The sequence below is a fragment of the Pseudarthrobacter enclensis genome (assembly GCF_030811655.1).
GTDB classification, from domain to species: Bacteria; Actinomycetota; Actinomycetes; order Actinomycetales; family Micrococcaceae; genus Arthrobacter; species Arthrobacter enclensis_A.
Genome location: NZ_JAUSRE010000010.1, coordinates 32536 through 45612 on the forward strand (window position 1 = coordinate 32536; position 13077 = coordinate 45612).

Sequence of the window (13077 nt, forward strand, 5' to 3'; positions counted from 1 at the left end):
GACAGAGCACTTGTACTCAGCCGCAGACCGGCACCATAAGGGCCGCCGCTGCGTCCGAACCGCTCACGCTGGTTCAAGGAAATGAAACTAACGGTCAAACAGTCCACACCCCATGGCACGACAGGCGGGTAAACGACCACGGGCGGTCCGCGCTACCAGCGGACTATGCGTCCCAGGGCTACCCCGAACGGTTCTCGGAGTTTTCAAGTTCTTCCATCACAAGGGCAAGAAGATAGTGATCGATCGCTCTTAGTTCGTGCATCCCATGTATGTACGCCTCAAACTCGAACGGCTCCGCGTCACCGCCATCGCCCCAGTACCGCAACCATAACTCTCCGACGCTTATCCCACCCCGGCCAAGCAGGTGTCGTGCTGTTCGTCGTGGATCTTCCACAATGGCTCCCTTTACCGGGCGCCGGGTCTCCTGCGAGAGTGACGCCGATCCTGGCTTCCCAATACATCATCAATGATTCCAAAGCCCGCGCCAAAGGTCACCAGCATCAAACTGGAAAGGGAAGTCCGGGTCAAGAAATCGGATATCGAGCCACATCCCATGCAAAGAATTGCCGTGAGTTGTCCTATCGTAGGCCTCGGAAAATCGGGCCGCCCCGCTTAGGGACCTGTAGCGTCTGGGGGTTCCGCAGGGACAGCCGTAACGATTTGACTTGAAAAATGCCTCCTAATATGCTCACCCAAGCGCCTCGATGCATCCCCCCAAGGCATCGAGGCGCTCCCATGCCGGGGCCGAGGGGCAGGTGCGCGTCCCCACTCACTACGCGTCCGCCCCGCTGTCGGAGTGGAGCATCTCGGCCCTCGGGCGCCCTTGTGCCGCCGCCCGGTCTGCCCGAGTACATCGGGGATAAGCCCGAGTTGGCCCAGCTAGCTAGCACAACCCAAGGCGCATCGGCAGGCAGCGACGCGGCCAACCGAAACCCCCTCACAGCGGCATGTCTCCCCGATCCTCTACAAGCGGGGCACCAACGTCGCCGAGGATCTGCGCATCGACGATGCCATCGCACGCATCTTCGGCAGAAATCGCTAGACGGGCGCTACGTGCACGGGGCCTTTGGTTCCGGCAGTCGGTGGGTGCAGACGACTTCTGATATTCCGTGCAGGCGACTTTTGAAACTGACATGTGCAGACGAGTGTGGACATTCCGTGCAGACGACTTCGGAAAATGACACCTCGAAAGAGATTCAATGGCCCCTCAATTTTCGTAGCAAAACCCAGTGCCGGTTTCTATGTGCCGATTCTGCTGCTGGTTGACGGGTATTGGTACATTTGGATGCATGGGACATCTTTTGGGTTATGCCCGGGTATCGACCGGGGACCAGGACGCCGCCCTGCAGCAGGACGCGTTGAAGGCGGCCGGCTGCTACCGGATCTTCACCGACACGGCTTCCGGGTCTCTGGAGTCCCGCCCGGAACTGACGAAGGTTCTGGATCAGCTCCGTCCCGGGGACACGCTGGTTGTGTGGCGGCTGGACCGGCTCGGCCGGTCTATCCGGCATCTGATTGACCAGCTGGCCGATCTTCAGGCCCGTGGCATTGGGTTCCGGTCCCTGCAGGAGGCAATCGACACGACCTCCTCGGGCGGGCGGCTAGTCTTTCACGTGTTCGCGGCCCTCGCGGAGTTTGAGCGGGATCTGATTCGTGAGCGGACCAACGCAGGTCTTCAGGCTGCGCGGGCGCGCGGGCGCGTTGGTGGCCGGCCCCCGTTGCTGACGAAGGACAAGCTCCGGACCGCCCGCCGGATGTATGAGCAGAAGGATATGACGGTCGAGAAGATCGGTGAAGTCCTGGGCGTCAGCCGGACCACCGTGTATCGGGCCCTGCGGCGCGAACCGGTCCCCGCGGCGGCACGGCGGCGTTCAACAGCCACACAGAAGACAGTCCGGTGACGGCCGGAGGCAGCGGTCCCCTAGCGGGGGATGCTGCCTCCACGCCTGACCAGACCGTGGTGGTGCGCTGGCAGATCCTGCGCCGGCACATCGAAGAGGGCGTGCCGCTGAGGACCCTCGCGGCACACGAAGGCATCGGACTGCGGACGCTGCAGCGCTGGCATGCAGCCCACAAACGCGACGGCATCGCCGGACTGGCCACAGCCAACCGCGGGACCACCCGACGCAGGAGCACCCCCGAACTCGTCGCACTCATCGAAGGCCTGGCCCTGGTGAAACCGCCCCTGCCCATAGCTGCGATCGCCCGCAAAGCCAACCGCGTCGCCGCAGACCACGACTGGCCGCCCCTCTCCTACAGCACGGTCCGCTCCATCACCGCGGGCCTGGACCCCGGCATGATCATGCTTGCCCAGAAAGGAACGGCCGCGTACCGGGACACCTTTGAACTGGCTTGGCGGCACCGGGCCGAGCGCCCCAACGCCATTTGGCAGACAGACCACACCGAACTGGACATCCTTGTCCTGGACGCAAACCTGAAACCCGGGCGTCCGTGGCTGACCACGATCATGGACGACTACTCCCGCGCTATCTGCGGCTACATGCTCTTCCTGGGAGCACCATCGGCCCTGAACACCGCACTGGCACTACGGCAGGGAATCTGGCCCAAAGCCGGTGCAGGGTGGCCGATGTGCGGGATCCCCGACGTCCTCTACGTCGACCACGGCGCAGACTTCACCAGCCACCACCTGACCCAAACCGCGAAGGACCTGCACTTCGAAATCACCTACTCAACGGTCGCAAGACCCCAGGGCCGGGGAAAGATCGAACGGTTCTACGGCACTGTTAATACGGAGCTGCTGGCCGAACTGCCCGGACGCCTGGCCCGCGGGCACCCGCCCCCGGCGCCGGTACTGACACTCAAAGAGCTCGACACGGCAATCAGCCGTTTCATCGTCGAGAACTACCACCAGCGCGAGCACCCCGAGATCGGGGCCACACCCCATGATGCCTGGGTAAGTGACGGCTGGCTGCCCCGGCTCCCTGCGACCATGGACGAACTGAACCTGCTCCTGCTGACCGTAGCCAAACCCCGGATCGTCCACCGCGACGGCGTGCACTTCCAGGGACTCAGATACGTCTCGCCCCTGCTGGCCGCCTACGTCCGCGAACCCGTCGTTGTCCGCTACGACCCGCGGGACGTGACCGAGATCCGCGTCTTCCACAAGAACCAGTTCATCTGCAAAGCCGTAGACCCCGACCACGAAACCTCCACCCTCACCCTCAAGGACATCCAGGCCGCACGATCTGCCCGCCGCCGGGAACTGCGCGGACAAATCAACCAGCGCATCGCTATCGTGGCCCGGCACCTGCCGGACCTGGCATCAGCGAAACCGGCTCCCGGCCCGGCCCCTGTCGAGCACCCGAAAAAGCGCCCAAAGCTACGCACCTACCTGGAGGACGACCGATGACAACACAAAGCTTCATTGCCACCAAAGAGCACCGCCGGTTTGTGGAGTTCGCGGACGCGGTGCGCCGCCAGCACACGATCGGCATCTGCTACGGGCAGGCCGGGATCGGAAAGACGCTCTCCGCCAGACGCTACGCCAACTGGCACAAGGCGCAGAAGCTACTGGAAGAGTGGGGACCCCGGGAAGAATCCGATCACCAGATCTACGCCGCACTGGCCCGCTCCCGCACCGTTTTCTACACCCCCGCTGTGCTCACGACGCCCAAACAGATCCACGCGGACATCGAGCACACCAACACACGCCTATCGATCTGCGTAGACCAACACCTCTCAGACATCGGCAAGGGGACAGGCCCCCACACCCGAGTCAACAAATACGTCGAGTTGCTCATCATTGACGAGTCCGAGCGGCTCAACGCCACCGCCCTGGAACTGCTGCGGGACCGCTACGACCGGGACAACATAGCCCTGATCCTCATCGGCATGCCCGGGATTGAAAAATGGTTCAGCCGCTACCCGCAGCTCTACAGCAGGGTCGGCTTCGCCCACGAATACCGCCCACTCGCCCAAGACGAACTGAACTTCGTCCTCGAGCGCCGATGGCACAAACTCGGCCAGACCCTGAACCCCGAAGATTTCACCGACGCCCAGGCCATCGCCGCCGTCGCCCGCATCACCAGAGGGAACTTCCGCCTCATCGACCGGCTCTTCACCCAAATCGAACGGGTCATGAAAATCAATGAACTCAGCACCATCACCGACGACGTCATCGAAGCCGCACGCTCAACCCTCGTCATCGGAATCAGTTAGAAACCGCCAAACCGAGCTGTGAAAAAACCGCCAATCCCAACTAACAGTCACACCGGCGGTTCTCATAACTATGTCTCGAAACCCTCTGCTTGAATTGGCGTACTAATCATTAGTTATGAGACACATTGGAGGCAGGCGTGTCGAAACTTATCGGCTATGCACGGGTTTCGACGCGGCAGCAGTCCACGGACCGGCAGCAGGCGGATCTACTGGCCGCCGGCGTTCGACGCGATGACCTCTACGTCGACCAGGGTGTCTCCGGGGCGCGCGCGTCGCGACCCCAATTCGATCGAGCGCTCGACGCGCTCGTGGAGGGTGACACCCTCGTCATCACCACTTTGGACAGGCTCGGGCGATCCACTCAGAACATGCTTGCCTTTGCCGATGAACTGCGCAGCATAGGCGCCGGCCTGCGCGTCCTGAACCTGGGCGGAGGCGACGTCGACACAGCAACACCCATGGGCTCCATGTTGTTCACAATCATGGCCGCCCTCGCGCAGATGGAACACGAGATCAAGCGCGAACGCATCACTGATTCCATAATCAAACGAAGAGAAGCCGGAAAGGACCTTGGCGGCCGACCCCGCAGGGTGACTGATAGTCAGATCAAAAGCGCCGTTCGCCTAGTCAAAGGTGGCGAGCCCGCGGCGCAGGTCGCCCGGGACCTTGGTATGTCCCGAGCGACGTTCTACCGGCGCTCACGAGCGCTGGCCGACTAGCAGGGCGACATTTAGCGCCGCAAAAAGACCGCCATTTACCGCCAACATTCACACATATCGTGGGTCAGAACTGGTTTTCGAAATGAAAGCTGGTCAAAACCTGGGATGGAGGCTTTTTGACGTGTCGGGCAACGTAATTGGGTACGCGAGGGTAAGTACCCGCGGGCAGTCCCTGGATTCCCAGGTGGATGCGCTTGTCGCTGCCGGGGCCGTGCGTGTCTTTCAGGAGTACGCCTCCGGAGCCACCCAAGCAAGAACACGGTGGAAGGAATGCTTGGGCTACCTGCAGCCCGGAAATGTTCTGACGGTTGCTGATCTAACCAGGTTGGGCCGTAGTACCGCAGACCTTGCCGATATTGTGACCGTATTGGGCCGGCGGGGGATAGGGTTCCGTTCTCTGGCTGAACCGTGGCTCGACACCACCAGCGCCCATGGAAAGCTCATCTTTGATATGTTCGCCTCCCTGGCCGAGTACGAACGGTCCCGGTTGTCTGAACGGACAAAGGCTGGCCTTGCGGCTGCGAAAGCCCGAGGCCGGCTCGGCGGCCGCCCTCGAACCATGACCCCAGCCAAGACGGCGGCGGCCAGGCAGCTGCGCAGCGAGAGAAAGACGCTAAAGGAGGCAGCTCAGATACTCAGCGTCAGTGTTTCTTCACTGACCCGTGCTCTCAGTCGCAATGACCTGTCGGAAGTCGCAGATGCAGCTGCATAGCGCTAAGGATCTCGAGTACGAGAGGTTAGAACCGCCTCTTGGCCTCAGTCGCGACCCCGACTTCCTCAGCTGGGCTACCCGAGTGCAAGCTATTTCATCCTCCGCGGTTTCGATCCGGGAAGCTACCGCCGTTCCGCTCGATGGCCGTCGAATGAAGGATTTGCAATTCGTATGCCCTCCCATATCTGTCCAAGGCGTTCGAGAAAACGTCTCGACAATTGTTGAGCGCCGTGTGCTCGTGGCTGAAATCGATGACATTCACGTCGGTTTCTGCGTTTCATCACCCGGAGTTCAGGACTCGGATCCGCTGTTTGTACAGGTAGTCGCGGTTGCTCCGGATGTGCAGGGACGCGGAGTGGGGCTGGCACTGCTCACCACAGCGGCTCAGCGGGAGCCTCGGCGTGATATCGCGCTTGCCACACAACCCGACAACGAGGGGGCACGGTCGCTGAACGAGAAGTTTGCTAAATCAATAGGTGGAAGAATTCGAAAAATCAACCTGGGCAATTATCGGGACAGCGATCTCGGTATCCAACGCGGTCTGGGCTATCGGGCTTGGATCATCCAGCGTCCACCGGTTGAATCATGAAAGCGGAGCATTGTTTATCCGGAGATGCCAAGCTCTTCCTGGCGGGCTTCGCCGGCAGTCACACCTGGACGTTTTGGTTGGAGCTTGCTGATGTCAGGAGGGACCTGTTCGCTGGCTTTCGAACACCCCGGTCATTTCTTCGATCTGAGCACGGTGGCTGGAATACGCCGCCAACGAGCGGTTCGAGAAGCCTGGCTCAGGAGACAGGTGCTGGTGAAGCTGCCGGGACCTTCTAGGGGATCGTGGAGGAGCTCGCGTCCGTGGACTGCTGCTCTTGGCTTTGACTCTGAATCGAAAAAGACATGAGCGGTTGCTTGTCGCATGCGCCGCACCTTCGCCGCGTGCCTACGCTGGCCTCGTTGACGACCAAAATCCGCCTCGCGTTCGAGTCCCATAGCTCCCCACCTGACTGCACCAGGCCGGATGGAACATCACGCCGGTCCTCGTAGCGTAGACCTGCCCGGGGCTGATCAGGGGGCGCTGTCGGCCGGGTGGTACCCTCTGCCCGGCTCCTCCTGCACGAGCACACCCATCTCGTTGGCGCGCTTGTATGCCAGGGCCACGCTCTTCTTCGTCCGCTGCTTCGACATGGCCCCATACTGGAGGAAGCTGTCCGGCATGCCTTGGATTCGACATCATATAGCCTTGGTTATAACGGTGATAACATTCGTTATATAGAGGAGGTTCGGATATGTCGATTACGACGAGTCCCGAGGCTGCAATCGCCAATGCCCGCCGCGCCCGTGCACGGCGTGAGCTGGGCGGCCTGGACTACATCAGGAATGTCCGCGCGGCCGTGGAGACTGCTGATCAGCGTGTGGTCGCCCGTGCTTTGGGTGTCAGCCAGCCGGCTATTAGCCGGCTGCTCTCGCAGGCCGACGCTAGGGGAGTGAAGCCCGTTCCCGAGGGTTTTAGCGGTGCCAGCCCTTACGAGATCGCAGAGCGCTACGCCGCGGGTGACATAGACCGGGACGCTATGATCCGCGAGCTGTCTGCATGGCCTTACCCCAAGAACGAGGGCGCGGCCGCCGCGGCTGGAGAGTGGGAGTCCACGCCGTACCTGGACACTCCGGGATCGTTCGCGGAAGTCGGCCGGGCCTTTGATGAAGGACTGATCGACGGCGACGCCTACGACCAGATTCTAGACGCCTCCGACGAGGCTGCCGATGCCTGATGACTACGCTGTAAAGCGTGATTACCGAAGACCAGGCAGCAGCGCACCGCGCGACCTTGGAGCGCCTGAGCGCAGACGGGGGACCGCTGACTGCCCAGAGCAGGACCGCGACCACGCAGAACCCTGAGTGGTTCAACGTCCGTCGAGGCGAGCCACGCCAGGACCGCCGCCGGCTGCACAACGAGATCCTTGCACGCTTCATAGAGTCACGCCCCGAGGTCCGCCGCGACAAGAAGGCGATTGTGCTCGCCGGCCCTCCCGGTGCTGGCAAGTCCACCGCACAGGCCGCCCTTATCCAGGCAACCCGGACGCAGCCCGAGCACTGGCTGCCGATCAACGCGGACGACTTCAAGGACGAGCTGCTGCAACAGGCCCGCCAGGACGGAAGCTACGGCAGTTACCTGGTGCCGGAGGAAGTGCGCATGCTCGAAGCGGCGGGGGAGAAGTTCTATCCGCGCGAGCTGGCAGCCCTGGTCCACACTGAGTCATCCATCCTCGCCAAGAAGGCACGCAATGAGGCACTTGAGTCAGGGATGAATGTCATCATCGACGGCACCCTAGGTAACGAGAAGCAGGCCAGGATTCTGCTGGACCGACTCCAGATGGCGGGTTATGACGTCCTGATCGCCGACGTCGAGACAACGCAGGCAGTCAGCGAGGCCCGCACCATGGGCCGCTGGGAGCGCGGGTACCTTGACGCCGAAAACGGAGCGTCCGCCGGCCTCGACGCCGAGCTGGGCGGGCGCTGGGTTCCACAGTCTTTCCCGGCAGCACTGTTCAACGAACCGAGCGACATGGAATCCGTCTGCGCAGCCAACGCAGCGGCCATTGCCGCAGACTACGGATGCGTCAGTGAGTATCAGGTTTATCGAGTCGCGGACAAGGACGCCGGCCCGAGGTTGGAGACAACACAGGGCCGCGTCAAGGCGGGCGGGCCGCTCGTTGATAGCGACACCCTGGCGGCCGTTCACGCTGCCTCTACACCGCGCCATAACAACCGGCCTCAGACCGGCAAAGACTTTGGAAGGTGACGACATCGGAGCATAGATTCTCAGACCCAGTCTTCCAACTGGGTGACTTCTTCCGCTGCTCCTGAGTCGATTTCCCCTGCGGATCTCGGCTTTGATGCGGATCTTGGTTCAGCGTGGACACCCGTGCATAGCCGGTGGTGTTCAATGTGCAGCTTCTTTCTGCCACAAACATACCGGCCCGGGAAAACATGCGAAACGGTTCCGTACGCTCTACCGTGGGCATTTCGCGGCCCGGGCAGGTCTACGCTACGAGGACCGCCGTTTGCTCAGAGTTGGCATTACCATTGCGCATGAAGTTTTTCTATGGTCAGCCGCAGTTCACGGATAGTCGTTTCAAACAATCGGGGCCCCCCATGCAGGCCGAGGTGGCACGGCGTGAATGGGAGGATGCCCCAGGTCGTCTGGGAGAGCCTGGTGGGCGAAACCCAGTTCGCCACAGAGCTGACTCTGACCGGGCTAAGAAGGTTGTGCTCTGTCCCTACCGTCCCTGACCTGTTTCCGTGGGACAGCAAAGACTCCAACTACGCACTTCACGTTGGGATGTACTCCTATGCGTCCGGCTTGGAGCGCCTTTGCAAGCTGACTATCGCCTGCAACGGGTACGCGACCACCGGAAAGTTCCCCAACCTCCGCAAATACTCGCACAAGATCGGGGCCCTGCTTGACGCGGTTGAAGCGTTATCCACGCCTCCGTCGAGCCCTGGCCCCTCAGCACGGGAGGCAAAGTACCTCGTCCGTCCGTTGGATGACCTCGACCCCGACCTGATGGGGACGGTCGAGCGGTTCGCCAGCGGAGCTGGACGGTACGAGCATTTGGATGTCCTGTGGAACGACGACGCCGAGGTCAACACATACAACGATTGGTCTGCCCTCGCCGCGAGAGCGTCAGTTTCCGAGGAAGTGCGCCGGCTAATCTCGCTCAAGGATGCTATGGCACGCGCCATTGGCTCTGAACTGGCCGACGACGGTCTTGAATCAAGCGCGCGAATGATGATGGAAGACTTGGAGCTTCCCATGTACGTTCCATCGGTGGGTGTGGTGCTCAGCCTGTTCCGAAAGGTTCGGTGGGTTTCAACAACCCTTGATGTTGCCACTTACTACACGAGTGAGGATCTCCCGATCCTTGGGGAAATTCTCTCCCCAACCTTCGTCCATACGTCTGCTGACTTCTTCAACTACAACATCGCCAGATTCTCCGACGATGCTGTTATCGAGGAGGAGCTGGCGGAGGTGTACGAACGGATCAACGTGCGCGAGGCGGAAATGGACGAAGATGACTTCGATGAAATGGGCATCGAGAAGTGACGTATCCGAGTCAGCTTTGCTTCGGCCTGGTCTGGACCGAGCTGGAACAACCAAAGACCCAGGGGTAGAAGCTGTGGCACCTCCTGCCGGCCCTAAGTAATCTTGCATTCATTCGCCCGCACAGTGATCGGAAAGGCAGTACATGGGACTCGAAAATTTCCTTTGGAAACGCGCCTTCAACACGATGCAGTCCGAGTTGCACCGTCGGGGATATACGGCCAGCATGCAGGAGGACACGACCAAGGACTCGCCGGAGAGCAGAACCATCCGGGTCGTTTGCAGCGACACGGTAGTGGACCTGTACATCAGGAGCGGGTATTGGACGTTCGACACTTGGATCAAGCTTGCTGGGGGCTGGCATCACAGCAACGTCGGCGAGATCGTCCAGGATCGGTATCGACTAAGGGCCGGCTTCACCGATCTGACTTCCAGGACTCCCCACGGGATTGTGCTCGACACTTTGGTCCACAACTTTGTCCTCCCGGAGTTTCGGCATGCCATGGCGCCGGATCCAGCAGCGTCCCGGGTTCCGCGTACGTCACCGGGACCGGCCGCGCATCTGCAAGAGGAAATCATCTCAGAGCCATCCGTGCATGGCCCTCAACACCCATTCCCGGCCAATTCTAATGAGTCCGCCGACGTCGATGACGGGGCGGCCGCAGATCAGGAGGAGGAATATCAAGATGATGACTACGAGGACGATTACGACTATGAAGACGAGGAAGAAGAGGACGAGTCACCGGTGGAGGCCGGGATGTCACCCAAGGATGCCCTCCAGGATCTGCAGCTGGTCGTAGCCTCGTTCGCGCGGCTTCGGCAGTATGACGACCCTTCCCACCTGCCAGAAACGATCGCAGCGTGGGGCAGCAGTTTCGATCCTGCCGGGCGTCGTTCGGATGGATATCTCATCACCGCCGGGCTAAGAGTGGGATTCTTTCGTCCGGAGGAACTGCGCAGCAACCCGTCCGCATTCCCGGGGCCACCCGTGTTCCTGGTTAGGGACTGCGAACTTGTGAGTTGGGGAAAGCCTTACGACGTGAGTCTCGACGTTCCAGGTTGCGGTGCCGCCGAGAATAACCGACTCGGACTTTTTACGGTGCAAATGAATGCCCATGGCATCAGCGAAGAACAGAATTTCTCCATCGAATACGGGCAATATGATGCCGCTCGCAAAAGTCAGGTGGTTGAGTTTATGAGGGAGTTTCTCAACCGCGTTTCGTGAAAACCGTACGGGAGGCTCCACAAATTACCTGGCAATTCGCTGCCGCGAAACCTCTTAAGGAGAACTGCGGAACCGTGATGGTTACGCGCCACGTCAGTCATCTCCTTTGTTTCCCCTTCTGCTAGCGGGGGTCTTCAACGTTGTTCCCCTGTGCTTGATCGCCTGTTGTCTCCTGGGACTTTTCAATGACTTGGTTGCTTGCTTCGTACAGCAATGTCTGTGCACATTGGGCAAGCCAAAAAACCCTCTCGAAACTGCCGTACAGCAGGAAGGTACTGTCTCCCTTTGTCGTTGGCTGAGCATCCTCTTTGAGATCGCTGAGCAGAGTTCCCACCCATCGTTTGCCGTGGGCCATGCCACTGGCAATCTGCCACTTACCCAAGGGGTTAAGACCTTCCAATCCAGGGAGGGATCCGATGGTTCTCAGTAGCCCCGTAATCCGGAAGCCATCGTCAACACCTTTCCAGGACAACTCTGCGTAGCGTCTGATAATCCCTTCGATGATGCCCTTCTTCCGGTTGAAGGTCTCTTCGCCACTGCCACCGAAAGCAGTTAGTGCTGCCTTGTTCTTCTTTGCGTCCTCTAGCTCAAACTGTGCCAAGCGCAGGACGCGTTCATGTCGCTCAGCGGGCGTCATGATCCAGAGCGCTGTGCTGGCACATTCGATGGCATTTCTAATGAGTGTGTAGGGCGCAAAGACGTGAAGGTTCAGTCTCGGTTGGCCGTTCTCCGTGGCCTCAAGAATCATGCTGCGCAAGCCGTTTAGATTGTCTGCCGCGACGAGGAGCAGGTAGCGAACATCATTTGATATAGGGAAAGGGTACGTTGCTTGATCGTCTTCGAAGAGTAGTGACCCTGGCTCCGATTTTGGCCAACGGTTCATATCGTCATAGAGGGACAGATTCGCATCCAACAGTCTCAGCAGTGCTTGTGCATACTCTTGCTCGCTTGCCGGATCGGACACCCTGCCTCTAGAGCCCTTGGGCGTTGTCGTGAGCTTCATTTCATGTCCTTTGCACGGCACGATAGGCATCCGGTGCAGGAGGTTGTGCACATCCGCCGGCCCTCCTGGGTGAGGTTGTTTGTGTGTGGTGACCTGGCGGTTGTGTGCAGGCGGTCAGCTGGTTCCTGTCGTCCATCATGTGTGCAGGAAAAGCCCGAAGGAAATCGCTTTTGCTGTGCACATGTGGGCGAGAGGCTACACGTGGTGTTGCGGCTGTTCCGTCTGTTCAGGTGACTCCGGTGTTGGTGTGGTCCGACGTACCGCGCGTTTGCGAACGCGCAGCTTCTTCTCCGGCTCGCTGAGGCCTGCCGAGCGGAGTTCGTCGGCGGTCCAGCCAGCAGCGAGTGCCGCCTGGTAGCGGCGCACGTCTTCGTCTTCGGCCACGCTAAGGGCATCGCGTGCGTCGGCCACCTTCTGCCTGGACTTGACCAGTTCCCGCACCGAGTCCATGCGGTTGCTGAGCCGCTTCTGAAGCTCGCGTTCGATCTTCTCTGCATCAATGTTGGTAGCCATGACCCCCAAGTTTAGCGGAGCAGGTTTTCTGCCCCCTTTAGGCGCCGAAGAATGCCGTACACCATACCGCCTCTAGCATCGGCGCCGCAGCAAGCTATACGTTTACACGGGTGTAAACGGCGTGTCGCTGCACGCCCTGCGGTTGTTTACTTGGCACACTGGCTTGTGGGTCCCCGGGTTTCGGGGTCGCTGCGCTGGGCTTTTGAGGTGCTGGGTCGTTGAGGGATTGGGGGAGTGCGTGTCTGACGAAGATGTGCCGTACTCCCGGCTTTCCCGGCGGCGGCGGGCGAATTCGCCTGCGGGGACAAAGAAGCGCCGTGACGTGTGGGTCACGGCGGAGGAAGAGGCTGCGCTGATCGCGAAGGCTGCCCGACAGAAAGTCACGGTCCCGAACCTGCTCCTGACCGCTGCGCTGTCGGAAGGCTCGGAGAGCCCGACGGAGCGGCGGGCGGCGATGGCTGAACTCATGGCGATCCACACGCTGTTGGCCCGGGTGTCGAACAACGTGAACCAGATCGCCCGGCATGCCAACGCCGGCGACGAGTTCCCCCAGGACGCCAAAGCCGCTCTGGCTTATGTGCGTGAGGTTGCGATGCGGATCGACCGCACCATTGAGGGGTTGATGTAGGG

At 60.7% G+C, this 13077-nt stretch carries 14 protein-coding genes; 11 read left to right on the forward strand and 3 right to left on the reverse strand.

What is annotated here, in order from left to right; translation table 11 throughout:
- Positions 1-1289: 1289 nt before the first annotated feature.
- From J2X98_RS11005 to J2X98_RS11030, 6 genes are all read left to right on the forward strand, one after another.
- Positions 1290-1901: a recombinase family protein gene (locus J2X98_RS11005; protein ID WP_307307866.1), complete on the forward strand. Its 612-nt coding sequence runs from the start codon at positions 1290-1292 to the stop codon at positions 1899-1901.
- A complete protein-coding gene (locus tag J2X98_RS11010; RefSeq protein WP_307307869.1) occupies positions 1898-3370 on the forward strand; it encodes a Mu transposase C-terminal domain-containing protein in 1473 nt (490 codons plus the stop codon). The genes J2X98_RS11005 and J2X98_RS11010 overlap by 4 nt, the downstream gene beginning before the upstream one ends.
- Positions 3367-4179 (forward strand): AAA family ATPase, encoded by an 813-nt coding sequence (locus tag J2X98_RS11015; RefSeq protein WP_307307874.1) that lies wholly within the window; start codon positions 3367-3369, stop codon positions 4177-4179. Before J2X98_RS11010 ends, J2X98_RS11015 begins: the two co-directional genes overlap by 4 nt.
- A 137-nt stretch (positions 4180-4316) precedes the next feature.
- Positions 4317-4898 (forward strand): recombinase family protein, encoded by a 582-nt coding sequence (locus tag J2X98_RS11020; RefSeq protein WP_236803180.1) that lies wholly within the window; start codon positions 4317-4319, stop codon positions 4896-4898.
- Positions 4899-5019: 121 nt separating this feature from the next.
- Entirely contained in the window at positions 5020-5610 is a 591-nt protein-coding gene (locus J2X98_RS11025; RefSeq protein WP_307308152.1) for a recombinase family protein, read from the forward strand.
- A 151-nt stretch (positions 5611-5761) separates the two neighbouring features.
- A complete protein-coding gene (locus J2X98_RS11030) occupies positions 5762-6199 on the forward strand; it encodes a GNAT family N-acetyltransferase (protein WP_336885653.1) in 438 nt (145 codons plus the stop codon).
- A 470-nt stretch (positions 6200-6669) separates the two neighbouring features.
- Here J2X98_RS11030 and J2X98_RS11035 read toward each other — a convergent pair whose 3' ends face one another.
- Positions 6670-6819: a hypothetical protein gene (locus J2X98_RS11035; RefSeq protein ID WP_307307879.1), complete on the reverse strand. Its 150-nt coding sequence runs from the start codon at positions 6817-6819 to the stop codon at positions 6670-6672.
- 71 nt (positions 6820-6890) lie between these two features.
- Between J2X98_RS11035 and J2X98_RS11040 the strand changes: the two genes are divergently transcribed.
- The 4 genes from J2X98_RS11040 to J2X98_RS11055 all read left to right on the forward strand — a co-directional run bounded on the left by J2X98_RS11040 (position 6891) and on the right by J2X98_RS11055 (position 10931).
- Positions 6891-7373 (forward strand): helix-turn-helix domain-containing protein, encoded by a 483-nt coding sequence (locus J2X98_RS11040; protein WP_236803183.1) that lies wholly within the window; start codon positions 6891-6893, stop codon positions 7371-7373.
- A gap of 17 nt (positions 7374-7390) precedes the next feature.
- Entirely contained in the window at positions 7391-8404 is a 1014-nt protein-coding gene (locus J2X98_RS11045; RefSeq protein ID WP_236803184.1) for a zeta toxin family protein, read from the forward strand.
- A gap of 414 nt (positions 8405-8818) precedes the next feature.
- Positions 8819-9709: a hypothetical protein gene (locus tag J2X98_RS11050; protein ID WP_307307886.1), complete on the forward strand. Its 891-nt coding sequence runs from the start codon at positions 8819-8821 to the stop codon at positions 9707-9709.
- A gap of 142 nt (positions 9710-9851) precedes the next feature.
- Positions 9852-10931, forward strand: a complete 1080-nt coding sequence (locus tag J2X98_RS11055) for a hypothetical protein (RefSeq protein ID WP_236803186.1) — start codon at positions 9852-9854, stop codon at positions 10929-10931.
- A 121-nt stretch (positions 10932-11052) separates the two neighbouring features.
- Here J2X98_RS11055 and J2X98_RS11060 read toward each other — a convergent pair whose 3' ends face one another.
- Positions 11053-11934: a hypothetical protein gene (locus J2X98_RS11060; protein ID WP_236803187.1), complete on the reverse strand. Its 882-nt coding sequence runs from the start codon at positions 11932-11934 to the stop codon at positions 11053-11055.
- 195 nt (positions 11935-12129) lie between these two features.
- Complete coding sequence (locus tag J2X98_RS11065) at positions 12130-12447, reverse strand: hypothetical protein (RefSeq protein WP_236803188.1); 318 nt, start codon at positions 12445-12447, stop codon at positions 12130-12132.
- Positions 12448-12685: 238 nt separating this feature from the next.
- Here J2X98_RS11065 and J2X98_RS11070 point away from each other — a divergent pair, with 238 nt between their 5' ends.
- Positions 12686-13075 carry a MobC family plasmid mobilization relaxosome protein gene (locus tag J2X98_RS11070; RefSeq protein ID WP_307307890.1) on the forward strand — a complete coding sequence of 130 codons (390 nt, stop codon included), beginning with the start codon at positions 12686-12688 and terminating at the stop codon, positions 13073-13075.
- The last annotated feature ends 2 nt before the right edge of the window (positions 13076-13077 follow it).